Below are 25,011 nucleotides of genomic sequence, written 5' to 3' on the forward strand. Positions count from 1 at the left end.
ACGCGGCCCCCAACCGGTTCAGGCCCGTCTCCGACCCATCCGGCCACTCCTGACCCACCGCCAGATTCGCCACCCACGCCACCGCACCCGGCATCACCAGATCACCGTCCATGCGGACGGCCACTCTTCACATCGCGATCCGTGCCGGATCGGGCGGCCGTATCCTGCCGCACACAGGGACTTCTCCTCACGGGATAAAACAGTAAGCGAAATCCGCGGGCGGTCAAAAACAATTCACCGCCCGATACGGCCGGCACATTGCCCGAACGCGCAATATGAAATCCAGTGAATACTATTCATTCTCGGTTCAATTTCCGTTAACCGAGGGATTCACTGCGTGCCGTCATATGCCACCTGAGCAGCACTTTCATTGACCGATCGACAGCTTTCGCTCGGCCACTCCGGAATAAAACAGGATTAGAGCGATTTCCGCGCTCCCCCGGTTCAGTGCCGGGTGAGCGCGGCGAGTTCCTTGGTGATCGTGCCGGTGTCCTGGAAGGTCAGTCCGAGGCGGGCGACATGCTTCCAGCGCACGATTCCGTCGGCGTCGATGACGAACACCGAGCGCTTCAGACCGAGGCCGGGCATCTGGATGCCGTACGCCTGGACGACCTGGCGGTCGACGTCGGCGAGCAGCGGGAAGCGCAGGTCGCGCTTGCGGGCGAACTGCTCGTGGCTGTCCAGGTCACCGAAGTTGATCCCCCAGACCGTGGCTCCGAGGTCACGGAACTGGTCCAGGTCGGAGGCGTAGGAGCAGAGCTGCTTGGTGCACACGAGGGAGTCGTCGCCCGGGTAGAAAGCGAGCACCACGGGGGCGCCGCGGTGTGCCGACAGGGAGAAGTCGCGGCGCTCGACGGTGCCGCCGTCGCCGAGCAGAACGCCGCGGAGCGTGAAGTCGGGCGCGAGGGTGCCGGTCTCGGGCACAGGCATGGGAGGTCCTCTCGGAGGGGGATCGAGGCCCGGCGACGTGCGCGAGCCTTCAACGAACCAACAGATGCATAGAACGTTCTATCTCGCATAAGCGCCAGCCGTCACCCCTCTCTGTAGCCGGAATCACACGGCCAGGGCTCCGTGAACGCCGGTGCGGCGGGCCCCCGAGGGGGAGCCCGCCGCACCGGTGGGGCACGCGGGTCAGGCCAGGCCGGCGGCCCTGATCACGGTCTGCGTCACCGTGTCGCCACGGCCGTCCGACGCATGGACACGCAGGGACAGGTAACGGGCCTTCTTCGGTGCGTCGAGACGGACCCGGGCGGCGCCTTCGCCCGCGCCATGCTGCGCGGGACGCCGCCAGGTGCGACCGTCGTCGTACGACACCTCGACCGAGTCGGTGTCCATCGCCTTGGACGAGATCCCCGGCAGTGCGGAGGACGTCACCGTGAGGTCGGCGTCCCGCTCGGACACACCATCCGCGTCGGTCGTGATGCCGTAGTCGAGTTGCAGGAGCGGAAGCAGCCAAGGGTCGTCCGACCGGGGCGCCGCGGAGATGAAGGACCATTCGGTGCGGGTGGCGGTCGAGTAGGGATATCCCTCCGCCCGTTCGGTCGTCGTCACGAGCCGGTACCGCTCCGGACCCGCCGGCAGGTCCTCGACACCGATTCCGGCGCCGTCGGCGCGGGCCACCAGGCGGCCGTCACGGTAGAGCTCGTTCGCCTGGGACGTGGTGCCCGGGCCGGCCACGCCGGCGTGGTTCCGGCCGCCGTCGCCCCAGGCCGGGATGAGGATGTCGAAGGAGTCGCCGGTGCGCCGGGGCAGCCGCTGGGACTCGTTCAGCCGGGGGTGTTCGACGGGGCCGAACCACTGGACGTCGGTGGTCCGGCCCGCCGGGTAGCCGACCAGTCCGGAGTACTGCATCGAGGAGATGCCGCGCGCGGCCTCCTCCATCCAGTTCGCCTTCCCGGCCGGGGTGACCCAGTCGGTGCGCCCGGCGCCGGCCGTGACCGGCTGCGCGAGGCCGACCTTCACACCGAGGTAGGGCTGCATGTCGAACCGGAACTCGTCGATCTCCGTACCCGTTCCACCGCGGAAGGAGACGCCGACGCGGGCCAGCCCGCTCCGGTCGGGGGCATAGCGCTGCGTGGCCGGGATGGTCCCGTGCCAGCTGTGGAACAGGTCGTACAGGTAGTCCGTCGTCGCGTGGCCGGTGACCTGTACCGGGACCGAGGCGGTGCGGCTGGCCCGGATGCGGTCGATGAGGGTCTCGCCCTCGGTGCGGGACAGGCCCGCGATGACGAGACCGGTGCGGCTGGTGGGCTCGCGCAGCCGGCCGTCCTGGTCGTTGACCACGACCAGCAGCGCGACGCCCGCCTTGCGCGCGGCCGTGTACTGGTCGTCGGCATCGCCGAGGGTCCGGTCGTCATCGTCGTCGCCCTCGTCGGGGACGTAGCGGACCACGGCCACCTTGCCCCGGGCGCCGGCCGCCGCGTACTCGGCGGCGGTGCCGTCGCCCGCGAATACGGCGGGCAGACGGCGAGAGCCTTCGGCCGGGGTGCCGGATCCGGGCTGGAGCCACAGGTCGTCGAAGTCCTGCGCCCCGGAGGAGAGTTGCAGCAGAGGCTGCTGCATGCGCCAGCGGACCGTGTAGGTCAGGTCGCTTCCGGCCGTCTTCTGCATCGGCGCGGCCCACACGCTGTCGAAGGCGTCTCCGAGCGTGTCGCTGTCCGTGATGGCCGGGGAGCCGTCCTTGAACGACAGGTGGAAGTCCGCGCGGATGTAGCTGTCGGTGGACGTCTTCGGTGTGACGACCTCGGTCCTGCGCAACTCGGTCCCGTCCAGGGTGATATCGGCGTCGGTGTCGCCGACGACGACGTCCGTCGTGGCCATCAGCGCCCGGCCGACGGAGGCCGCGCCGTGCACGCCCTGAACGGCGGCCCAGGTCCAGACGGTGTAGGTGCCGGGAGGCACGACGGCGTCGATCGAGCCGTCGAGGTCGGTGTCCAACGCGGTGTAGGTGAAGTCGTCGCCCTTGCGCCGGTAGTTCACCACCACGCCGGCCAGCGGTTCGCCGGACCGGTCGGTGGTGTGCACGCGCAGGTGATGGTCCTCGACGCGGGTGCTGACCGCGAGCAGCGTGCGGGTGACGACCTTGCCGTCCACGACACCTTCCAGGTGGCCGGTGAACCGCGCGTCCGCCGGGGCCCGGTCGAGCGTGGTGGTCACGTCGGCGGTGGCGGTGCCGTGTGCGGGGACGGTGACCGGCTTGTCCGCCACGGTGAACAGGCCCCCGGGCGCGTCCGCCGCGTCGATGCGCGGGGTGACGGCGGTCGGGGCGTCGCCCGAGTTGGTCCAGGTGACGGTGCGGGTCACGGTGCCCGACGCCTTGCCCGGCGGGTGGATGCCGGCGTCGGCCGTGCCGGTGGCGACCAGCGGGCCGGTCGCCGCCTCGGCGTCCACACGTCCGTTGCCGCCCGCGTCCGCGGGGATGCTGGGTGTGGCGTGAGCCGTGCTGATCAGGGCGTCCTTGATGCGGTCCCCGTCCCAGTCCGGGTGCGCGGCCGCGACCAGGGCGGCGACGCCGGCAACATGCGGGGTGGCCATCGAGGTGCCGCTGAGGGTGGCGTACGGGCCGGAGCCGAAGGCAGCCCACTGCGAGCGGGCCGCGAGGATGCCGACGCCGGGGGCGGTGATCTCCGGTTTGATCGCGTCGTCCCGGAAGCGGGGGCCGCGGGAGGAGAAGTCGGCGACGGCGTCGGAGGAGTCGACGGCGCCGACGGTGAGCGCGGCGTCCGCGGCACCAGGGGCGGCGACGGTGCCGTCGGAGGGACCGGAGTTTCCGGCCGCGACGGTGAACAGGGCGCCGGTCTCGGCGCTGAGGTCGTCGACGGCCTGGCTGAGCGGGTCGGTGCCGTCCGAGGGGCGGTCGCCGCCGAGGCTCATGCTGATCACGCGGGCCTTGGCGTCGCGGGCGGCCCACTCCATGCCGCTGATGATCCAGGAGTCGTAGCCGCCGCCGTCGTCGCCGAGGACCTTGCCCACGTGCAGGCGTACGCCGGGTGCGACGCCCTTCTCCTTGCCGTCGGACGCGGCTCCGTTGCCCGCGATGGTGGAGGCCACGTGCGTGCCGTGCCCGTGGTGGTCGGCGACGTCCTCACCGGGCACGAAGCTGGCGGAGTCGGCGACCACGCCCTGGAGGTCGGGGTGTCCGGTGTCGTAGCCGGTGTCGAGGACGGCCACGTCCACGCCCTGACCCGTGTCGCCGCCCTTCCAGACCTCGGGGGCGCCGATCTGCGCGACACTGTCGGCGAGATCGGCCTTGATCCTGCCGTCGAGCCACACCTTCTTGACGCCTCCGGCCAGCGCCGGTGCCGTCAGTGCGGTGCGGGCGGCCCGTGCGGCGGGTGTCTGCCGGGTGAGGCCGGCCCAGAACGTCGCGGCGTTGCCATGGTCCTGGGTGACGGCGGTGCTGTCGATGCTGGTCAGCGCCCGCGCACCGGTGGCACCCTCGGGAAGCGACGGCGCCGCCTGCTTCCTGCGGGCGTCGGAGGCGTAGGTCAGGATGACCGGCAGGCCGTCGGTGTGCGCGTCGTCGTAGTCGTCGGCGACGAGCCGTGTGACGTCGAAGAGCGCGTCGTCGAGGAGCCCGGCCGCCACGAACCGCTCGGCGGCGAACGGGTAGACGTACGTGTCGCCGTGCCGCGTCGTGATGCGGGCGTCGGCGCGGTGGCCGTCGGGGCCTTCCACCGTGACGGTGGGCGGCCCGTCGCCGCCCTGCGTGACGGTGACCCTGTCACCGGTGATGAGGGTGACGATGCGCGGCTGGGGAGAATGCGGTTGGTGGCCGACGGCTGTCCTCTGTGGTGAAGAGGCTTCCGTGAGCGGGCCGTCGGCGGATGCCGGCGGGATCGCCATCAGCATCGCGGCGACGCCCACGAGGATCGGTAGGCCTGACCGGCCCGGGAAGTGCGGTCTCACACAGGATCCTTCACATGAGATCCGTCCAATGTCGGCCGCATGGTAGTCAGTTGAACGTTTCAACGAGCTGTCGATCGGGTCGCCTGCGACGATGCCGCCCTTAAGGGCACCGAGCACTCCCCTGGGGGAGCGATCAGCGGCACTGGATGTCCTTCATCCAGTCGGCAAGTGCCAGCGCGGCCTCGGGGTCCGCCTGGGCCAGACGCACCACCTGCGCCGGGTCGATCGTTTTCAGCGGCCCCACCCAGGCCATCGTCGTGAGCAGAGCGCTATGCGCCCTGACCGACGGCGGGAAGTCGACCGGATCCTTGATCGTGTGCGGGATGCGCTCCTGCAAGGACACCGACGTGTGCCGCGTGCGCTCGCTCACGTGCCGCCAGGCCCTCAGGTCACCGGACTCGAACAGGACCAGCGGGCCCTCGGCACCGAGGCGTTCGCCGAGCCCCTCCTCCAGCAGGCCCGCCTCCTCGATGACCTGGAGTGCGTACACCCGGGCATGGGCCTGGTAGTCATAGCCGCGCTGCTCCTGCCGCTCCCGCTCCCGCGCGGCCGTGGCCTCCGCCCCCGCGGCACGTTCCTCGCGGACCACCGGATCCGCCTTCGGGTCGTACACCTCGGCAGTACTGGCCAGCAGGCGCTCGATCCGCTCCCACTCGGCGAACTCCGCCGCCCCGCGCACGCCTTCCGCCAGATCGCCTCCGGCGGCGTCCGGAACCCGTCCGAACCGGATGTCGTCCAGAACCCGTACGACGTCCGCGTGGCTCATGCCGCCGGCCCGGCGGCGCACCGCACTGCGAGCGGCCCGGGACTTCTCCGCCCGCTCGCCGGGCACGGTGACCGCGGGGATACGCAGGCTCCGACGACCTGGGGTGACCACGTACGGCTCTCATTCACTACGGGAACGCACACTCTGGTGGCCCCCCGAGGGGTGAGCGATCGGGGGACCACGAACCATGCAACGCAACGGCGGAGGCAAACTCCACAGCGTCGCGTGCGGTCTTCCTGTTGAGGCACCGGGGATGCCCCATCGATCTGGGCGAAGCCCGTCCGGACCCGCGGCCGCGAGCAGGGCGGGGTGGCGCGTCTCAGGCGAGGTGCCACTTCTGGTTGGACGTTCCGCCGCACTCCCACAGTTGCAGGCGGGTACCGGCGGCCGTCCCCATGTCCTTGGCGTCGACGCACATGCCGATCCGGGTGTTGACCAGGTCGTGGGAGCTGTTGAGGTTGAACTTCTGCGCCCAGCCGCCGTTGCAGCGCGCCAGTTGGATGGTCGCGCCGTTGTCGCTCGAGGCATTGGCGATGTCCAGGCACATGCCCTCGGACCGCACACTGCCGTCCGACGCGAACACCCACTTCTGCCAGGCGTCTTCGGCGCATCCCTGGAGCGTCAGGGGAGAGCCGTCCGACGCCTTGTGCGCGGACACCCCGATGCACCGGGAGGACCCGTATCCCATGATCATGTTCCCGGCCACCGCGGCGTGCGTCGCCGCGGGCGACGACTGCGGCCGGCTCTCGGTGGTGGTCTTGGTGCCGTTGGTGCCGGTGCCGGCGCTGTGGGGGTCGGAGGCATCGACCGCCTTGCTGCCGCCGGAAGAGGAGGCGGCATGCGTGGACCTGGGGCCGCCCGCGCCCGAGGAGGGGCCCTCGCCCGGCCGCACACCGGCGTCGGGGCCCGCGTGGACCGAGACCTTGGGACTGCCGGCCTTGCCGTGTCCGCCGGGAGAGGAGGGCAAAGCGGAGGCGGACGGGATCACCGCGCCGCCCGGATCGACCTTGGGCATGACTCCGTCCTCGACGTGCGCCGCACGCGGCTGGGCGGCGTCATCGCCGGGAACGGCCATGAAGGCAACGGTCCCCAGGCCCAGCGCCGCCAGTACGGCAACGGCGGTCATGACCCCGACGAGGCGCACATTGCGCTCGGACTGGGCCTCCGGCGGCCGGCCGCCGCTGCGCGCGGCCACGACCGCGCCGGCCTTGGCCATCAGCAGCCGCAGGAACTTCCCGGCCCGGCGGCCGTCGCCCCCTTCACCCTCGTGCACTCCGTCGAACGAGGTCGCCGAGGCAGCCGAACGGCCGGCGGGCGAGCCGCTCCCGGAGAGGGCCAAGGACGCCTGCCCACGCTGCCCGGCCGGCTCGGTTGCGAAGGCCCCCGTGAGTTCCGGCTCCGCCACGACGCCGGGCGTGGTCAGGGCCGCGGCCGGAGCCGGACTCATCGTGCCTGCCGCCGATCCGGGGATCGACGCGGCGAGCGCTACGGCGGAGACGCTCCTTTCACCGGACGGCGGCACGGCCTTGGGCGTCCCCGCCTCCGCCTCGGCCTCGGCCTCGGGTGCGGATTCCTCCGCATCCGGCGACGCACCGGCCGGCGGCTCGGGCGCGCCCGCGGACTCCGTCTCCCCTGCCGGCGGCTCAGGCGCGGACTCCGTCTCCCCCAGCCAGGGCAACGGCTGCTCCCAGATCGCCGCCTCCCCGGTCAACCCGGTCGACTCCGCCGGTCCGGTCCTCTGTGCCATGTGTACCCGCCCGCCTCAGGGTCTGGTGGTCTCCGAACCGACGACCCTAGGAGAGCGCGAGGACCAAGTACCCCGGACACAGGCAAGGTTGCCCTGGAGGGCCAAGGATCTTCCCCTGTGTCCTCGCGCCCGGGCCGCCGAACCGCGGGGTGACGTGTCTGCCCCTTCGGCCAAGGATGCGTGCCCACGGGGACAGACATCGGCCGTGGGGCGGGGTGGCGGGCGGGGGTCTGCCTAGGCTCGGGAGACTCCAGCCGCAGGAAGCAGGAAAGCGGGAACGCACGTTGAGCACCATGGTCGCCAAACGCCCGCCACGTGCCGAGGGTCCGCCCATGCCCGAGGGACAGGTGGAGCTCGCCGAGCCCCCCGTGCTCAGTGAGCCGGCCACCGCCGACTTCGGGTCGGTGATGACGTATCTGCCGATGGGCCTGGGTTCCGGGGCCATGGTAATGATGCTCTCGGTCGGCAGCGGCGGAGCGTCCACCTACATGATGTCCGGAATGATGGGCATCGCGATGATGAGCATGACGCTCACGCAGGTCGGCCGCCCGGGCTCGGACCGGCGTCGGCGCATGCGCGCCGAACGCCGTGACTATCTGCGTTACCTCGGCCAGAAGCGGAAGCAGGCCCGGCAGGCCGCCACCGACCAGCGCACCGCGCTGCTGTGGGACAACCCGCCTCCCGGTGATCTGTGGGCACTCGGCCGGGGCACCAGGCTGTGGGAACGCAGGCCCGGCCACGAGGACTTCGCGCGCGTCCGGATCGGGCTCGCCACCCGGCGCGCTGCCCTCGATTTCATGCCGCCGCAGACCAAGCCGGTGGAGGACCTCGAACCGCTGTGCGCGATCTCGCTGCGCCGGTTCACCAAGGCCCACCAGACCGTGCCCCTGCTGCCCGTACCGGTGTCCCTGCAACGCTTCACCAGCGTGGAGTTCACCGGCGAGACCGAGGACGCGCTGTCCCTGGCCCGGGCGATGCTCGGTCAGCTCGCGGTCTTCCACTCCCCCGACGAACTGCGCATCGCCGTGCTCGGCGACGCCGAGGCACACCGCGAGTGGGACTGGCTGAAGTGGCTCCCGCACAACGCCCACCCGCACGAGGAGGACTCCGCCGGACCGCTCCGCCTCGCCGCCGCCGACCACGACGCGCTCCTCGACCTCCTCGGAGCGGACGTCCGCGACCGGCCCGACCACGACCGGGACTCCTCGCCCAGCGTCGCCGAGCCGTTCACCGTCGTCGTCGCCCAGGGAGTGCCGATTCCCGAATCCTCCCGCCTGCTGGGCGCCGGGATACGCGGCGTCGTGCTGCTCGACCTCACCGGCGCCGTGCCCGGCGGCCCCAAGGTGCTCCGGCTCCGCGTCCGCGACGGGCAGGTCGAGTTCCCCAACGGCACCGAGACCGTCTCCGGTCGCGCCGACCGCCTCGCCCCCGTGGAGGCGGAGACGCTCGGGCGCGTCCTGGCACCGATGCGCACCAGCGGCGGCGTCGACCTGGTCGACCGTCCGTTGGAGTCCGACTTCGACCTGACCACCATGCTGGGCATCCGCGACGTGCGCGCTTTCGACGTCCAGGCCAAGTGGCGCCCGCGCCTGGCCCAGCACGCCCGGCTGAAGGTCCCCATCGGCGTCACCGGCGACGGCGAGATCGTCGAACTCGACCTCAAGGAGTCCGCCCAGGGCGGCATGGGCCCGCACGGACTGCTGATCGGCGCCACCGGATCCGGCAAGAGCGAATTGCTGCGCACCCTCGTGCTGGGCCTGGCCGCCACCCACTCCTCGGAGATCCTCAACCTGGTCCTGGTCGACTTCAAGGGCGGCGCCACCTTCCTCAACATGGACCGGCTGCCGCACACCTCGGCCGTCATCACCAACCTCGCCGACGAACTGCATCTCGTCGACCGGATGCGGGACTCCATCAACGGCGAGATGATCCGCCGGCAGGAACTGCTGCGCGAGGCCGGTCACGCCTCGCTGTACGAGTACGAGAAGGCACGCGGCCAGGGAGCCACCCTCGCGCCCCTGCCCTCCCTGCTGATCATCGTCGACGAGTTCTCCGAACTCCTGGCGAACAAACCGGAGTTCGTCGAGCTGTTCGTGTCGATCGGCCGGCTCGGGCGCAGCCTCGGCGTCCATCTGCTGCTCGCCTCCCAGCGCCTGGACGAGTCCCGCATCCACCGCGTCGAGGGCCACCTGTCGTACCGGATTGCGCTGCGCACCTTCTCCTCCATGGAGTCCCGCAGCGTCATCGGCACCGCCAGCGCCTACGAGCTGCCGTCCGCGCCCGGCAACGGCTACCTCAAGGTCGACACCACCAACCTCGTCCGGTTCAAGGCCGCCTACGTCTCCGGTCCCGTCCCCGCACCGCCGAGCCCGGAGGAGGCCGCACGCCGGGAGGGCGCCGCCCTCGAAGTGACCGCATTCGGCCTGGAGCAGCAGGGCAGGCTCGCCTCCGTGCGCGCCGAGGAGGAGGCCGCGGCTCTGGTCTCGCTCGCCGAGCAGGCCCTGCACGAACAGGGCGCCACCGCCGCCGCGGTCGAGGACGAGAGCGCCGACGACAGCCTGCTCGACGTCATGGTCGACCGGCTGGAGGACAACGGCCCGCCCGCACGGCAGGTCTGGCTGTCCCCCCTGTCGGAGTCCCCCGCCCTGGACCAGCTCCTGCCCGGCATCGTGCCCGACCCGCAGCGCGGCATGGGCGCGTCCGACCCCCGCGTCCAGGGAGCGCTGCGGGTGCCCCTCGGGATGGTGGACCGTCCCTTCGAGCAGCTGCGCGAGCTACTGGTCGCCGACCTCTCCGGGGCCGACGGGCACGTCGGTGTCGTGGGCGCCCCGCAGACCGGCAAGTCGACCCTGCTGCGCTCCCTCATGCTGTCGCTCGCCCTCACTCACACACCCGCCGAGGTGCAGTTCTACTGCCTCGACTTCGGCGGCGGCGGCCTGGTGTCCACCTCCGGCCTCCCGCACCTCGGGTCGATCGCGACCCGCCTGGAGCGCGACCGCGTCCTGCGCACCGTCGAGGAACTGACCCAACTCGTCGAAGCACGTGAGCAGTTGTTCACCTCGCGGGGACTGGAGTCGATGGCTGCCTACCGGGCCCTGCGCGCCGACGGCATCATCGAGGACCCCTACGGCGACGTCTTCCTGATCGTCGACGGGTGGGCCACGCTCCGCCAGGACTTCGAGGACCTGGAGCAGCGGGTCATGGAACTCGCCGCCCGGGGCCTGTCGTTCGGCCTGCACATGGTGGTCTCCGCGGTGCGCTGGTCCGAGGTGCGCCCCCGCCTGCGGGACCTGCTCGGCACCAAACTCGAACTGCGCCTGGGCGACTCGATGGAGTCGGAGGTCGGAACCCGGGCGGCGGCCGGCGTCCCGCACCAGCCCGGCCGCGGGCTGACCGGCTCCGGACACCACTTCCTGTCCGCGCTGCCCCGGCTCGACAGCTCCTCGCGCAACGACGACCTCACGGCCGCCACCAAGGCCGCCGTCGCCGAGATCAGCACGTTCTGGACCGGCGACAAGGCCCCCGGCGTACGCCTGCTGCCGACCACCCTGGATGCCCGCCGCCTCCCCGCGCCCGCCGACGCCCGCGACTTGAAGTTCTGCCTGGGCTGGGACGAACAGCGCCTCGCCCCCGTCTGGCACGACTTCGGCGCCACTCCCCACCTGCTCGTCTACGGCGACGGCGAGACCGGCAAGACCAACGCGCTGCGCCTGGCGATCCGCGCGATCACCAGCCGCTACCGCCCGGAGGAGGCACGCATCCTGCTCGCCGACCCCGGTCGCGGCCTGCTCAAGGACGTACCCGAGGAGTACCGCGTGGGATACGTCGTCGACGGCGACGGCCTCGGCAAGCTCGCCGAGAGCGCGGCCGTCTCGGTGAGCAAGCGGCAGCCCGGCGCGGACATCACGCCCGAGCAGCTGAACAAACGCGACTGGTGGGCCGGCCCGCTGCTGTTCGTCCTCGTCGACGACTACGACCTGTTCGCCGGCGCGCCCGGCACGCCCTCCCCGATGGCGCCTTTGGTGCCGCTGCTGTCGCAGGGCGCCAACATCGGACTGCACCTGGTCGTCGCCCGCAGCACCTCGGGCGCGATGCGCTCGGTGATGGACCCGCTGATCCGCCGCATGTGGGAGCTGGGCAACCCGGCGCTGCTGTTCTCCTACCCGAAGGAGGAGGGCAAGTTCATCGGCGAGGCCAAGCCCCGCACCCTGCCCGCCGGACGGGCCCAGCTCGTCACCCGGCGCCACATCAAGCTCGTCCAGACCGGCCTGGTCTCGGCGGGCCCCGTCCCCACAGGAGCACGATGACCACGGCCGTACCGCTGACGGGGAGGGCCACCAAGGTCTGCCGCGTCACCGTCGAGACGCCGGACGGCCGGACCGATCTGTCCGTCCCCGTCACCACGCCGGTGTCCGCCCTGCTCCCCGCCCTGCTGCGGCAGTTGCCCACCGCGGCCGCCGCGAACGGCGACCCCTGGGTCCTGCAGCGGCTCGGCGAGGACCCCCTCGCACCCGAGGCCACCCCGGAGACCGCCGGGTTGCGCCACGGCGACGTCCTGCACCTGCGCCCGGCCGACGCGCCGCTGCCCGCGGTGCACTTCGACGACCTCGCCGACGGCGTCGCCCAGACCGTCGGCGACGGCCCCGGCCGGTGGCGGCCGGAGCTCACCCGCGGCCTCGCGCTCGGCCTCGTCTGCGTGGCCCTCGCCGCAGTGGCCGCGGCCCTGTCCGGCGCGGGCGCGAGCCATCGCACCGCCGCCGTGGCCGCGGCTGTCGCGCTCGTGCTGGCCACCGCCTGCGCCGCCCTGTCCCGGTTGCAGGCCGACCGCGGCAGCGTCCTCGTCGCCGGCCTCGGCGCGTTCGCCTTCGCCGGCGGCACCGGACTCATCGTGCGCGCGGACCCGGCCGGCGGCCACGCCACCCGGCTGGCCGGCGTGCTCCTGGGCTGCGGACTCGTGATCGGGCTCGCCGCCCTGCTGTTCGCCCTGAGGGCGCTGCCGCTGGTGGTGCCCGGCACCGTGCTGCTGACGGCGGTCGCCGCCGCGGGCACGGCGGGGCTGACCGAGGTCTTCGGGCTGCGCGGCGCGCAGTCCGCCGCGGTGATCGCCGCGGCGCTGTTCGTGCTCGGGCACCTCGCGCCCCGGCTGGCCCTGCGGACCGCCCGGCTGCGCGTGCCCCAACTCCCGCACGACGCGCAGGAACTCCAGGAGGGCATCGAGCCGGAGACGGGTACGCAGGTGTCGCAGCGGGTCTCCGTCGCCACCGCCTGCCTCGACATGATCAGCATCAGCTCAGCGCTGTTCTGGGTCGTCGCTCTGTGGCTGGTGACGGCACACGAGCACGGCTGGGCCGGCTGGCTGCTACCGCTGTCCCTCAGCCTGGCCGTGCTGCTGCGCGCACGGGGCACCAACGGCACCCTCCAGCGCACACCCGCCGTCCTGACGGGTGCCTACGGGCTCGCGCTCGTCCTGGTCCTGCGCACCGCGCACGACGGACCGGGCGGCAGGGCCGTCGCCCTCGTGGCGCTGACGGCCGCCGCCGTTCTGCTGCTGGTCGGCGCGTGGCGGCTGCCGCAGGCCCGGCTGCTGCCCATCTGGGGTCACCTCGGAGACCTCCTGGAGATCGTCACGGCGATCGCGTTGCTGCCGCTCCTTCTGCAACTCCTCGACGCGTACGCCTACTTCCGCGGCCTCGCCGGCTAGGACGGGCGGACGTGCAGACTCGACGTGATCATGTCCAGGCGTACCAGTTCGCCATGGGCCGCCTCGCCTCCGCGCTGGTCAACGGGGATCCCGGCCGGGGACAGAGCCCGACCCGGAGATCCACGCTCGGCACGGTGTTCGGCGTGGGCCTGGTGGTCCTGCTGTGCGCCGGGTTCGGCGTGTACGGCCTGATCTCCCCGGTCGCGAAGGACGACTGGCGCAAGGACGGCGCCGTCGTCCTGGACAAGGACACCGGCACCCGTTACATCTACGCCGACGGTGTCCTTCGCCCCACCCGCAACTACGCCTCCGCCCTGCTCATCGCGGGCAAGCGGGCCGCCCCATCGACCCCCTCGGCCAAGTCCCTCGCCGGCGTCCCGCACGGCGCTCCGGTCGGCATACCCGGTGCCCCCGACAGCGTGCCGGACGCGGCGCACCTCACGCCCGGCCCCTGGGCACGCTGCCTGCCGCAGGCCGGTGCCGGCGACGCGGGCCAGAGCCTCGCCTTCGGCCCGATCGTTTCCGCCATGCACGCCCTCCCCACCGGCCGGCAGGCCCTGGTCTCCGGGCCCAAGGGCACCCACTATCTGCTGCTGCGCGGCATCAAATATCCCGTCCCCGACCACGCCTCCCTGATCGCCCTCGGCCTGGACGACCAGACCGCCTTCACCGCCACCGCCGACTGGCTCGCCGCCGTCCCCACCGGCGCCACGCTCACCGCACCCACACCGCCCGGCGCCGGGAAGCCGGCCGGCAAGGTCGCCGGGAAGGCCGCCGACGTCGGACAGCTCTTCCTCACCAGCACCGGCGGCACGGAACGCCACTACTTGCTGCGCTCCGACGGCTTGGTCCCGGTCAACCCCACCGCCTACGCCCTGCTCGCCACCCGCCCCGGCGCGCCCAAGCCGCGGCAGGTCGAGCAGACGGACATCGCCCTCGCCCGCGTTTCGTCGGACCGCGGCCCCACCGACCGTATCCTCGACGTCATCGGCGTCCCCGCCCTGGACAGCGGCACGCTCTGCCTGGAGCACGTCGCCGACGCCAAGTACAAGCTGGTCGTGAGCCGCTTCGACGGCGGTCCGGTCGTCCTTCCGGCGGGCGGCGGACTCCTGGCCGTCCCGCAAGGCAGCCGTCTCACCTACCTCGTCACCGAACAAGGAGTGAAGTACCGCATCGCCGACAACGACGCCCTCCAGGCCCTCGGCCTCGGCGGCGCCCGGACCCGCCTCACCCTGCCCGCCGACGTCCTCGCCCTCCTGCCCGACGGCCCGGTGCTCAGCCGCACAGCGGCCGGAAAGGGGTGAGCGGGGTGAGCAGGCTACGGCTGCGCGCCACTCCGGTCGGCGACGCCCTGCTGGTCCACCCGAAGGGACACCTCGACGAGCGGGCGGCCGGCTTCGCGGAAGGACTCAGCCGCGACCCGCAGCACACCCTGGTCGTCGTCGACCTGCCCACGGGCGTCCTCGCCGACGAATGGCGGGCGGTCGCCAGGCTGCTGTCCTCCGCCCGGTACGGCAGCCTGCGCATCGTCTTCGGCCGCGACCGCGGCGAGGACGTACGCAGGGCCGCGGGGCTGATCGCCGAACGGCTCGGGCGCGAGGTCCTCGCCGCCGACGGCGCCCTGGTGCCCACCGTCACGGGCGGCCTCTTCGTGCCCGGCGACGACGCCGCCTGGCTCCGCTTCCTGCCGGGCCGTCCCGCCGAGCACGACTCCCAGCGATTCCCCAAACCGCACTGGGAGTTCTCGTTGCCCACGCGCGCCCGCGCGGTGAGCGCCCGCACCACCGCCCAGCCGGTCCCGTCCGGCGTGTGGCTGCGCCACACCGACCGCTCCCTGCTGCCCGGCGACCACCGGCGCACGGTCGAGACCGTGCCCACCGATCCGCGTCGCCTCCTGGTCGTCCTCGGCAGCCCGGACGCGCCTTCCCTGCCGGTGGACGACGTGGCCCGCTACTGGGACAGCCTGCTGCCCGACGCCCGCTCCGCGGTGCGCTTCCACCTCTACGGCACGCTCGACGCCCCCGAGTCCCTCACCCCCGGGCAGTGCCTCGCCGACGCCCTGGACCACGAGGTGGTCCTCTACGCCGACCTTCCCTCCGGTGCGGCCGCCCGAACCGGCGACGACGGCACCCTGGCTTACGTCCCGGCCCGCGCAACAGCGGTGCTCCAGCCCGCGCGGGCACCCGGTGAACCCGGGACCACGGGCCCGGCCGCCTCCCCGGACCCCACCACGGCCGGCGGCGAACTCGGCGCCCACCCGGCCGCGGCCGGCGTGGCCGGCGGGACCGAGGTCGCGGCCGGCGACGTGCCGATGGTCCGTGTCGCGGACCCGGCAGGCTCAGCGGACCCGGCAGGCCCGCCAGGCGTACGGTCGCTCCTGCCACGGCACTCGATGCCCCGGGTCCAGATGGTCTCCGGGAGCACCGCGCCGCCCGCGGGTGGCGTACGGGAAGTATCCGCACCGCAGGCGGCGGTCCCCACACCGGGTGACATATCCGCACCGCGGGTGGCAGCCGCCGCCTCCGGACCCGCCCCCACCGAGCCCACCGCGGCGCCAAACCCCTCCCCCGAGCCGGCTCCCCTCACCACGGGCGCCGAACCCGGCACCCCGACTCCCGTACCGACCGGCACTGTTGATGCCGACCCCCTGCCTGCGCCGGAACCGGACGCCGCACCCGACACGCGGAGGACGGCCGACCCCGGCTCGTCCCCGGTCCCCGATCCGGCTCCCGCGCCCGAGGCACCGCCGGCCGTGCGGGAGACCCCGGCCCCCGAACCCGACCCCGAACCGGAACCCGCTCCACGTCCCGTACGGCCCGCCGCGCCCCGCTTCCGGCTGGAATCCGGCACGCCCGCCCCGGAACCGGCCCCGGCCCCGCAGCCGCCCGACGCCCCGGCCCCGCCCCTCGATCCCGAGCCCGCCCCGGCACCCTCCCCGTCCGCCGCCGCGGCAGTCCGGGTGCAGCCCGTTCCCAACTCCGCCGCCTGTGCCCTTCCGCCCGAGCGCGGCGTCGCCAAGGAACGGGACTGGCTGCGCCGGATGTTCAGCGAGCAGTACAACGCCACTGCCGGTGCCGTCTCCCGGGTCATGTCCGAGACACCGGGACTGCGCGGCGGCTCCCGGTCGGAGGCAGCCGACGCGCTGACGGAACTGGTCGCGGTACGCCTGTACCTGTCCGGGGACAGCCGCGGGGCCGACACCGCCGTCCGCACGGCCGCCGCGGGACCCCACGTGCCGCTCGCCCGCTGTGTGACCGCGGGACTGCACAGGCTGCCCTCCTACCGTGGCCCCGCGCTGCTGCGTACCCGCCTCACCGACGCCGAGCGCGCCTGGTACCACGCGGGCCGGATGGTCACCGAGTGGGCGTTCTGCCATGCCCGGACATCCCTGCACACGGGGCCTCGCGGCATCGGCGCCACCGACTTCCTGATCTGGTCGATGACCGCCCGCCGGACCGCCCAGCTCGACCCGGCCCTCACCGACCGGGTGCTGTTCCTGCCGGGAACCGCCTTCAAGGTGCTGCGCACCGACGGCAACACCGTGCTGATGCGGGAGGTGTCGTCGTCGGAGATCTCGGAGGACGGCCGGGTCGACGTCCAGCAGGTCAGGCTCGACGAGATGGCCGTCAAGGGACTGGGAAACATCCTCGACGCCCTGGAGAAGGCAGGCACCGACACTACGGCCGAGAGTGCCGATCCGCCCGGACTCATCGTCACCCCCGACACGGGCCGTTCAGGTCGTGAGGAAGTAGCCAAGCCATGAGCAGACAGGTGCTGTTGGTCTCCCCGGACCGCCCAGGCGCCCACCGTACGATCGCCCAGGCGCTGGCCGACGCCACCGAAGGGGCCCTGGTCACGGTGGCCCCCGGCCGGTACGAGGAGAACCTCGACATCACCCGCGCCGTCACCGTCGCCGCCGAGGGCGGTACCGGAACCGTCCAGGTGCACGCGGCCACCGGAAGCACCGTGGTCGTCGAAGCGGACGCGGTACAGCTCTCCGGACTCGTCCTGTCCGGCGCCGACCCGGAGGCGCCGGTCCTGGACCTGCGCCGCGGGCAGTCCGCGCTGGACGGATGCGTGATCGAAGGGGCGGCCTGGACGGCCGTCCTGGCCTGGAACGAGGGCGTGCTGGCGGCCCGCGGCTGCAAGGTGGTCAATCCGAACGGGGCGGGTGTCGTGGTCACCTCCCGCGGCGGCAACGTCCTCGAGGACACCGAGATCAGCGAACCGGGCTCCTCGGCCGTCGTGGTCGCCGAGCACGGCCGCCTCGGCGTGCGCGACTGCCGGCTGGACCGCCCCGGCGGCAACGGCATCTGTGTCAACGGCACCGCCACCGCCACCGTTGAGTCCACGCAGATCACCGCGAGCGCCAAACCCGCCGTCGCCGTCGAGCAGGAAGCCAAGGCCACCCTCGTCCAAGTCAGTGTCACCGGCAGCGCCGTGCTCGACGCCTACCTCACGAGCCGCGGCGAGACGACGCTCACCGACTGCGACTTCGCCGGTTCGGCGGGCCAGTCCGTGCACATCGCCGAAGGCGCGGCGCCCCACCTGCGCCGCTGCACGGTGACCGGCGCCGCACGGGCCGGCATCCAGGCCGCGGGAGGCGCCCGGCCCCGCATCGAGAACTGCGAGATCACCGACACCCAGATCGGCTTCCACGTCACCGGCGCCGGTACCTCCGTGAGCGCCACCGGACTCGCTGTCCGCGACGCTGCGACCGCCGCCGTGCAGGTCTTCGACTCCGGCGCCGCCGAACTCGAACGGCTCACCATCACCAGCACCGCAGGCGCCGGCATCCGAGCCCAGGGCGGCGCCCAACTGACGGTGCGGGACAGCAGGATCGACCTGAGCGGCGGTGGCCAGGGCGTGGCGCTCGCCGACACGGCGAGCGCCTTCCTCGCCGGCTGCACGTTGCACGGCTGCGGCGCTATCGTCGGCGAGGGCACCGAACTGATTGCGCACGACAGCGAGTTCACGGATTCCGCCACCGACGCGATCCGGGTCATGGCGGACGGCGCCCTCACCGCCTTCGGCTGCCGCATGACGGGCGCCCGCGGAGCCGGCGTCAACGCACACGCCGACGCGCGCACCGACCTGAGCAACTGTGCCGTCTCGGACAACGCAGGCGACCGCACGGCACCCGCCGTACAGGCCGACGGCCGGCACGGCGCCTCCTACGGCGGGCACGAGGCCGACTCCCCAACCCGTGTACGCGGGAGCACCGGCACCGGGCCACTCGCCGAACTCGAGGCACTGGTCGGACTGGACAGCGTGAAACACGAAGTCACCGGGCTGATCAACCTCAACAAGATGACCCAGCGGCGCACCGAGATGGGCCTGCCCATGCCGCCGATGAGCCGCCACCTCGTCTTCGCCGGCCCGCCCGGCACCGGCAAGACCACCGTGGCCCGACTCTACGGCGCGGTCCTCGCCGAACTCGGCATCCTGAGCAAGGGCCACATCGTCGAGGTGGCCCGCGCCGACCTGGTCGCCCAGATCATCGGCGGCACCGCCATCAAGACCACCGAGGTCTTCAACCGGGCCCTGGGCGGTGTGCTCTTCATCGACGAGGCCTACACCCTGACCAACCAGTCACGCGGCACCGGCCCCGACTTCGGCCAGGAGGCCGTCGAGTCACTGATGAAGCTGATGGAGGACCACCGCGACGAGATCGTGGTCATCGCGGCCGGATACTCCGAGCACATGGACCGCTTCCTGGCCTCCAACCCCGGCATGGCCTCGCGTTTCGCACGGACGATCGAGTTCCCCAACTACTCACCGGACGAACTGGTCACGATCGCACGGAACCTGTGCGACAAGCACTACTACGAACTCGCCGACGACGCCCTGCTCGCCCTCCACCGCTACTTCGAGGACGTCCCCAAGGGGCCCACCTTCGGCAACGGCCGGGTCGCCCGCCAGGTCTTCGAGTCGATGATCAGTACCCAGGCGTCGCGGCTGGCCTCCGACGCCGCCGAGCACGACAGCGAGCTCAGCCGCCTGACCAAGGCCGACGTCCCCCAGGTGGCACCCGCGCCGTCGGCCCCGCAGCCCGAACCCACTCCCGCGACGGCGACGGCGACCGCGCACGGTGTCCCGCCCACCCCGGCGCCCGCATCCGACGCCGCCTCCGCACCCGAGCCCGTCCCGCCCGCGTGGACCGCCCCCGTCGCGGCCGCTCGTCATCTCGGCGCGCTGACCGGGCTCGACAGTGCGGCGGACGCTCTGGCCGCCCGCGTCGACGCCCTCGTCAAGCTCGGTCTGGGCACCGCCGACCTGGCGGACGTCATCCTCGAAGGCCCTCCCGGCAGCGGGCGCCGGGCCCTGGCCGCGGCCTACGGCCGCACCCTCGCCGAATCCGGCGTCATACCGTCCGGCGCGCTCACCCACCTGCCGCTGTCCGCCGTCCCGGCCCGCTGGCCCCACCAACCTCCCACCTACCTCGCGCACATCTTCCAGGAAGCGACGGGAGGCATCCTGGTGGCCGAGGCCGACCCGGCCTTCGACGAGCGGCCGGTCGCCGAACAGGACGCCGTCATCGAGGCGTTGGCCGCCGAGGCCGAAGCCCGCGACGTCCACGGACCGGTGCTGGTGCTGTCGGGAGGCGGGCCCCATCTGATGGACCTGATCCGTGAACACGCAGACCTGGCAGCGGCGTTCGCCGAGTACCTCCGGCTGCCGGCCTGGACCGGAGACGGACTCGCCGAGCTGACCCGCCGGCGGCTGACCGTGCTGGGCTTCCAGGTGAGCGACGAGATCATGGCGGCGCTGGCCGGGCAGGACCCGGCCCGCGGCGCCCTCGGCGCGCACCGGCTGGCGGACCGTATTGCCGCACGCGCCCGGGCCGACGAACTGATGCCCGACGACCTCGCCGGTGAGCTTCCGCTGCCCGCCTCCCAGCCGCTGATCGTCACCTGACGGGCCGAAAGGGCAGACAACGGAGGATGGTCGGGCAACAAGCCCGGCATGGGCTCGTTATTCGCCATCCGCCTCACGGACCATCGTCGCCACAGGCGATATCAGCACTCACGAGAGGAGCGAAGGCATGGCCACCACGGACACTTCGGTGAGCCTTGCGGGCATGAAGTCCGCGCAGGGCGACTTCCAGAACGCACTGGACGAGGTCAACAGCTCGTACACGCAGATGGCGAGCCAGATCGACACCCTGCGCGCCAGCTGGACCGGCGACGCGTCGAGCACCTTCCAGAGCGCCATGGACACCTGGCTGCAGGACTTCGCCACCGTCCGCAGCCAGCTCAGCCTGATGCTCGAGAAGCTGCAGGCCAACACGGGCGGCTACACCAACACGCACCAGGCCACCACCGACGCGGCCGCCCAGGTCAAGCAGGGCATGGCGCTGAGCCTGCCGGGCTTCTGACACGTCGGCGCCCGACACTCACCCCGCCACATTCCGAGGAGCGACAAGATGCCCACCTATACCGTGCAGATGGACCAGGTCGAGTACGTCATCGGTGAGATGGCCGCGATCAGCAAGAAGATCCAGGAGACCCTCACCAACCTGGACGACGGCGCCAGGATGAACCTGAGCGAGTGGACCAGCGACGCGCGCAGCACGTACGACGCGGCCAAGGCCAAGTGGGACGCGGCCGCCGCGGACATGGCCGTCCAGGCGTCCAACGCCACGAACTCGCTCGGTCACATCAACGAGGCGTACCAAGCCGGTGAGCGGCAGGGCGTCAGCCTCTGGGGGCAGTGACATGCCTACTGATGATGGTCTCGATCACGGCGGGGCCTCCGGGGGCGGTGGGGGACCGACGTCCGATCCCAAGCCCGGCGCAACGAGCAGCCCCGGATCCAACACTCCACCGGCCTCGACCCCGAACGGTGGCGGCAGCTCCGGCAGCAACCCGCATCCTTTCGTGGCGCCGCCCGTGCCCGGTGGCCACGGTACCTCCGTCGACACCGCGTCACTGAACCGTTTCGCCGACAACATCGACAAGATGATCCAGCCGGTGAAGGACGCAAAAGACCTTCTCGACAACCTTGTCGCCTTCGCACCGGGTGCCTTCTACGACGCGAACGTCATGCGGAGGAAGGTCACCGGAGTGAGCCAGCAGGACGGGCTGAAGAAGAGCTACTCCGCGGTGCTGATGTCACTCATCACCGGTCTCACGGACACACGCGACGGCGCCCGGAAGCTGAGCCACGACTACGGCGCGGGGGAGGATGCCAACAAGGTGACGGCCAAGAACCTGGCGGACGCCTTCGAGAAGGCACCCGGCGACTTCAACGCGATGATGACGGCCAACGGGGGGTCCGCCGCATCGGGCGGCGGGAACTCCGGCTCCGGCTCGGGTTCCGGTTCCGGGGGCTCCGGCTCCAATTCCGGGTCCGGGGGCTCGGGGTCCGGATCGAAGTGATCCGGGTCGAAGTGATCCGGGTCCTGAGGTTCGGGCCGCCCCGGCGGTTCCGGGACGACGACATGAGCCTCGGTCTCGGCCGGATGTGACAGTCCGCGGCCCGCCCTCCGGCGTCGGCCGAAAGGCAGGCAGGCTCGGACACAGGGGCCATGCGCACAGGAGATCGAAGTGCCGAATTACACGAGCGGCGGGTTCACCCAAGACGGCGGCAGCACCAGCGGGATGGTCTTCGGCAACCCCGACGACTCGTCCGACGGCAGCCCCACGGACTACATGACCTGGGACTGGAAGCAGATCCAGGCCGCCATCGTCGGTTTGGCGTCAGGGTCGCCCAATGACTCCGATTGGGCTCACGCACGTGCCGTCGCCGATCCGAGGTCGCTACAGGTCGCCGCAACCGTGTTCCACGAGATCCAGACCCTTCTGGAGGGCGTCTCGAAGGCCCTGGCCGACCAGGCCAACGCACTCGCGGGTGACAACGGCCCCTGGAAGGGAGACGCCTCCCAGTCGTTCCACAACATGATGACGAACTTCTCCCGACAGGTGCAGGCCAACGCCGATGTCCTGTCCGGCGGTTCCACCGGCATCAACTCCGTTCCCAAGCAACTGCAGGCCAATGCGGTCCAGCTGAACAACGCACAGGTCATCATCAACAACCTCAACATCAAGTACGCCACGCTGGCACTCAAGGCGGGCGCCAAGGCGGGCCCCGACGGAGCGGTGTCGATCAGTGCGAAGCCGGAGATCCTGAACGAGATGACCAACGAGATGCGCCAGGTACTCATCAATCTGGCGCACGCGTACCGGTTCACCACGGACTCGATCATCAATCCCACCACGCTGGACATCACGGTCAACAGCGGAGACGGCTCCGGCACGAACGGGGGTGACGGGCTGAACGGCGGCCTCGGCGGCGACCCCGGCGGGGGCGGCGACGTCCCTGGTCTCGGTGGTGACACCGGCCCCGGTGGTGGGGGCCTCGGGGCGGATCCTCAGAGTCTCGCGGCTCTGGCGGGCTCGCCCGACACCGGGTTCGACTCCGGCCTGGACACGGGTAGCCGTCTCGGCGGTCTGGACGACCTGGCCGCCAACCCGGGCCTGGGCGTCAACCCGTCCGACCTGGCCGCCAACCCGGGCCTGGGCGTCAACCCGTCCGACCTGGCCGCCAACCCGGGCCTGGGCGTCAACCCGTCCGACCTGGCCGCCGACCCGGGGCTGGGCGGCGGCACGGACGGGCTCGGGCTGGGCAACGGCGCCGACATCGGTGGGTCGGCCGTCGACCCGTCGGCCCTCGACAACCTGCTCAATCCGGCGCCTTACTCCGGCCTCCCAGGACTGGGCGCGGGCAGCAGGAGCGCCTTGGGAGACAAGGCGCTCGGCGGACTGGCGACAGGGGATCCCTCCGCGTTCGGGGACACCGGACTCGGCGACGGCCTCGCCGGAGGAATAGGCGACGGGCTCGGGGAAGGACTCGGCGACGGCCTGGGCGCAGCGGAAGGGGCCGCGCAGTCGGCCAACTCGTCGGGATACCCCTACATGCCCGGCATGGGCGGCGGTGCCGGCGCCAACGCCTTGACGTCCGAACCCTCGGACGCCTCGGGGCTGCTCGATCCGAGCACCGAACCGTGGGAAGGCGACACGACCCTCGGCGACGGCGAAGTGGGCTCCGAACTGGGCGCCGCGGCCGGCGGAGAAGGGCTGAGCACGGCAGCCGGCGAGGAGGGCCTCGGCGCGGCTGGAATGCCCTACCTCCCGGGCATGGGCGGCATGGGCGGGGCGCCCGGCGGCAGAGACGCGGCGGGTGAACGCTCGGACGCATCCGGACTTCTCGAACCGAGCACCGAACCGTGGGAGCCCGAAGAGACTCCCGAGGCCGAGGACATCGGCTCGCCCGACGGTGTCCTGCCCGGAGTGCCGTACGTGCTCGGCTTCGGTGCCCCCGCTTCGGCGGCCCGCCCCGCCACGAACCAGGGCACGATCGGAGGCGGCAAGCCCGCGGAAGCCACCGCAGCGGAACCGGAGGCCGCCGCGCAGGCCGACAGCACCGACGCGACGACGAGCGGCGCACCCGTGATGCTCGGGTCCGACGGACTGCCCCTGCCCGGCGACGACAGCAGCGCCGTCGTCCCGCGCCCTCTGCCCGACGACGGCGAGGAGGACTTCTCCGCCTGGGATGCGGCGGCAGACGCGGGGGCGTTCGTACCGCTCCTCTGGGCGCTCCCCCGACAGGGCCAGACACAGTCCGGCACCGACGAGGACGACGACGGCCTGGCACACGAACCCCGGAGCACCTGGCAGCCGGAACGCCCGGCCGGCGAAACGCCACCCGAGACGAACGCCGTCACGCCCTACCTGTCGTTCGACGACGAACCCGAGACAGATGCCGAGGAAGACATGGAGGAGCCCGAAGAGGAAACGACGGAAGAGACCTCACGGGGCATCGCGGACCTGCTCGTACAGGAAGAGAGCGCGTGGGGAACTGTCCCCGGCGGGTCCAACTCGCTCTTGTAGCTCGTCGACCCGAGGAGAAACCGCCACCGTCCAAAAGGAAGAGTCACCATGCCCAGTCGATGGGACCAGCAGATCGAAGACCTGTTGGCGCAGTACCGCCGGCAGCGCGAAGAAGCCGTCGAGACCCGGCGACGCATCAACGAGACGACGTCGACGGCCACCGCACCACGCCAAGCCGTGAAGGTCACCGTCGGTGCGCAAGGCCAGGTCACGGCGCTGGAGTTCCCCACCGGTGCCTACCGCCGGATGGCTCCCAAGGAGCTGGCCGACATATTGCTCACCACGATCCAACAAGCCAGGTCGGAGGCCCTGAAGAGCGTCGACGAGATCGTCTCCGCTCAGCTTCCGCCTGGGATAACCCTGTCCAGCCTGCTTCAGGGACAAGCCGACCCCACCGCCTTCCTGCCCGAGGAGCCGGTAATGCCTGAAGCCGGATTCGATGCCGCCGATCTTCGCCTCCGGGGAGACAAAAATGAGTGAACTGATCGTCAAACAATCAGATGGCCTGCGCATAGCCGCCGAAGAAATTCGGAGCGTGGCCGCCAAATTCGACAACATCGGGAAATCACTGCTGGATGCCGCGAAGGAAGGCAGGATCGCCGCAGGAAAAGACGCAACAGGGAACGCATTCCTAGAACAATTTGAACCAGGAGCCAATGATCTCCATAAGGCCACCACTGCATACAAGCAAGGTATCCTGTCAACGGCCGATAATGTGGACAGCATGGGAAGGTACCTCGACAGCACCGAGGCGCTTGCCACAGATGCGGCGCACCGACTGAATTCCTCCGGTCATGTTGCCGCAGTAAATACTCCCTCGCCGCATTCCGCACCGAAACGTTAGCTTCTATACCACCGCGCCGTCGGTCCGGTTTTGATTTGCGGGGTGTTTTATGGGTGACCTGCAGATGCCGGGTGCGGTGGCGTGGGTGGCGAATCTGGCGGTGGGTCAGGAGTGGCCGGATGGGTCGGAGACGGGCCTGAACCGGTTGGGGGC

15 protein-coding genes are annotated in these 25,011 nt (G+C 71.7%); 11 read left to right on the forward strand and 4 right to left on the reverse strand.

The window, feature by feature from the left end; all coding sequences use genetic code 11:
• Positions 1 to 444: 444 nt before the first annotated feature.
• The 4 genes from ACZ7OO_RS42920 to ACZ7OO_RS42935 all read right to left on the reverse strand — a co-directional run bounded on the left by ACZ7OO_RS42920 (position 445) and on the right by ACZ7OO_RS42935 (position 7,421).
• A complete protein-coding gene (locus ACZ7OO_RS42920) occupies positions 445 to 930 on the reverse strand; it encodes a peroxiredoxin (RefSeq protein WP_471512823.1) in 486 nt (161 codons plus the stop codon).
• A 201-nt stretch (positions 931 to 1,131) separates the two neighbouring features.
• On the reverse strand, positions 1,132 to 4,908 hold the full coding sequence (locus tag ACZ7OO_RS42925) for a S8 family serine peptidase (protein WP_471512824.1): 3,777 nt from the start codon (positions 4,906 to 4,908) through the stop codon (positions 1,132 to 1,134).
• A gap of 133 nt (positions 4,909 to 5,041) precedes the next feature.
• Positions 5,042 to 5,785 carry a hypothetical protein gene (locus tag ACZ7OO_RS42930; protein ID WP_471512825.1) on the reverse strand — a complete coding sequence of 248 codons (744 nt, stop codon included), beginning with the start codon at positions 5,783 to 5,785 and terminating at the stop codon, positions 5,042 to 5,044.
• 208 nt (positions 5,786 to 5,993) lie between these two features.
• Complete coding sequence (locus tag ACZ7OO_RS42935; protein ID WP_471512826.1) at positions 5,994 to 7,421, reverse strand: ricin-type beta-trefoil lectin domain protein; 1,428 nt, start codon at positions 7,419 to 7,421, stop codon at positions 5,994 to 5,996.
• 332 nt (positions 7,422 to 7,753) lie between these two features.
• On the opposite strand from ACZ7OO_RS42935, the gene eccCa reads away from it, so the two are divergent.
• From eccCa to ACZ7OO_RS42990, 11 genes are all read left to right on the forward strand, one after another.
• Positions 7,754 to 11,728 carry a type VII secretion protein EccCa gene (gene eccCa, locus ACZ7OO_RS42940; protein ID WP_471512827.1) on the forward strand — a complete coding sequence of 1,325 codons (3,975 nt, stop codon included), beginning with the start codon at positions 7,754 to 7,756 and terminating at the stop codon, positions 11,726 to 11,728.
• Positions 11,725 to 13,122, forward strand: coding sequence for a type VII secretion integral membrane protein EccD (gene eccD, locus ACZ7OO_RS42945; protein ID WP_471512828.1), 1,398 nt, complete (start codon positions 11,725 to 11,727; stop codon positions 13,120 to 13,122). Before eccCa ends, eccD begins: the two co-directional genes overlap by 4 nt.
• Before the next feature lie 11 nt (positions 13,123 to 13,133).
• Positions 13,134 to 14,426, forward strand: a complete 1,293-nt coding sequence (gene eccB, locus ACZ7OO_RS42950; RefSeq protein WP_471512829.1) for a type VII secretion protein EccB — start codon at positions 13,134 to 13,136, stop codon at positions 14,424 to 14,426.
• A 5-nt stretch (positions 14,427 to 14,431) separates the two neighbouring features.
• The gene (locus ACZ7OO_RS42955; protein ID WP_471512830.1) at positions 14,432 to 16,885 is read left to right on the forward strand and encodes a hypothetical protein; all 2,454 of its coding nucleotides are present in this window, start codon (positions 14,432 to 14,434) and stop codon (positions 16,883 to 16,885) included.
• Positions 16,882 to 20,040, forward strand: coding sequence for a right-handed parallel beta-helix repeat-containing protein (locus ACZ7OO_RS42960; RefSeq protein WP_471512831.1), 3,159 nt, complete (start codon positions 16,882 to 16,884; stop codon positions 20,038 to 20,040). Before ACZ7OO_RS42955 ends, ACZ7OO_RS42960 begins: the two co-directional genes overlap by 4 nt.
• Positions 20,041 to 20,167: 127 nt before the next feature.
• Positions 20,168 to 20,500: a WXG100 family type VII secretion target gene (locus ACZ7OO_RS42965; protein WP_471512832.1), complete on the forward strand. Its 333-nt coding sequence runs from the start codon at positions 20,168 to 20,170 to the stop codon at positions 20,498 to 20,500.
• A 48-nt stretch (positions 20,501 to 20,548) separates the two neighbouring features.
• Positions 20,549 to 20,839: a WXG100 family type VII secretion target gene (locus ACZ7OO_RS42970; RefSeq protein ID WP_471512833.1), complete on the forward strand. Its 291-nt coding sequence runs from the start codon at positions 20,549 to 20,551 to the stop codon at positions 20,837 to 20,839.
• 175 nt (positions 20,840 to 21,014) lie between these two features.
• Complete coding sequence (locus ACZ7OO_RS42975; protein ID WP_471512834.1) at positions 21,015 to 21,503, forward strand: hypothetical protein; 489 nt, start codon at positions 21,015 to 21,017, stop codon at positions 21,501 to 21,503.
• Positions 21,504 to 21,671: 168 nt separating this feature from the next.
• Entirely contained in the window at positions 21,672 to 24,014 is a 2,343-nt protein-coding gene (locus ACZ7OO_RS42980; RefSeq protein ID WP_471512835.1) for a WXG100 family type VII secretion target, read from the forward strand.
• 48 nt (positions 24,015 to 24,062) lie between these two features.
• Entirely contained in the window at positions 24,063 to 24,494 is a 432-nt protein-coding gene (locus ACZ7OO_RS42985; protein ID WP_471512836.1) for a YbaB/EbfC family nucleoid-associated protein, read from the forward strand.
• A complete protein-coding gene (locus tag ACZ7OO_RS42990) occupies positions 24,487 to 24,858 on the forward strand; it encodes a hypothetical protein (RefSeq protein WP_471512837.1) in 372 nt (123 codons plus the stop codon). The genes ACZ7OO_RS42985 and ACZ7OO_RS42990 overlap by 8 nt, the downstream gene beginning before the upstream one ends.
• The last annotated feature ends 153 nt before the right edge of the window (positions 24,859 to 25,011 follow it).

The sequence above is a fragment of the Streptomyces sp. NPDC111744 genome, from assembly GCF_055634995.1.

Coding starts and splice junctions, on each gene's coding strand:
- ACZ7OO_RS42920 (WP_471512823.1), bottom strand. CDS start 930: ATGCCTGTGCCCGAGACCGGCACCCTCGCGCCCGACTTCACGCTCCGC.
- ACZ7OO_RS42935 (WP_471512826.1), bottom strand. CDS start 7,421: ATGGCACAGAGGACCGGACCGGCGGAGTCGACCGGGTTGACCGGGGAG.
- eccCa (WP_471512827.1), top strand. CDS start 7,754: ATGCCCGAGGGACAGGTGGAGCTCGCCGAGCCCCCCGTGCTCAGTGAG.
- eccD (WP_471512828.1), top strand. CDS start 11,725: ATGACCACGGCCGTACCGCTGACGGGGAGGGCCACCAAGGTCTGCCGC.
- ACZ7OO_RS42960 (WP_471512831.1), top strand. CDS start 16,882: ATGAGCAGACAGGTGCTGTTGGTCTCCCCGGACCGCCCAGGCGCCCAC.
- ACZ7OO_RS42965 (WP_471512832.1), top strand. CDS start 20,168: ATGGCCACCACGGACACTTCGGTGAGCCTTGCGGGCATGAAGTCCGCG.
- ACZ7OO_RS42970 (WP_471512833.1), top strand. CDS start 20,549: ATGCCCACCTATACCGTGCAGATGGACCAGGTCGAGTACGTCATCGGT.
- ACZ7OO_RS42985 (WP_471512836.1), top strand. CDS start 24,063: ATGCCCAGTCGATGGGACCAGCAGATCGAAGACCTGTTGGCGCAGTAC.
- ACZ7OO_RS42990 (WP_471512837.1), top strand. CDS start 24,487: ATGAGTGAACTGATCGTCAAACAATCAGATGGCCTGCGCATAGCCGCC.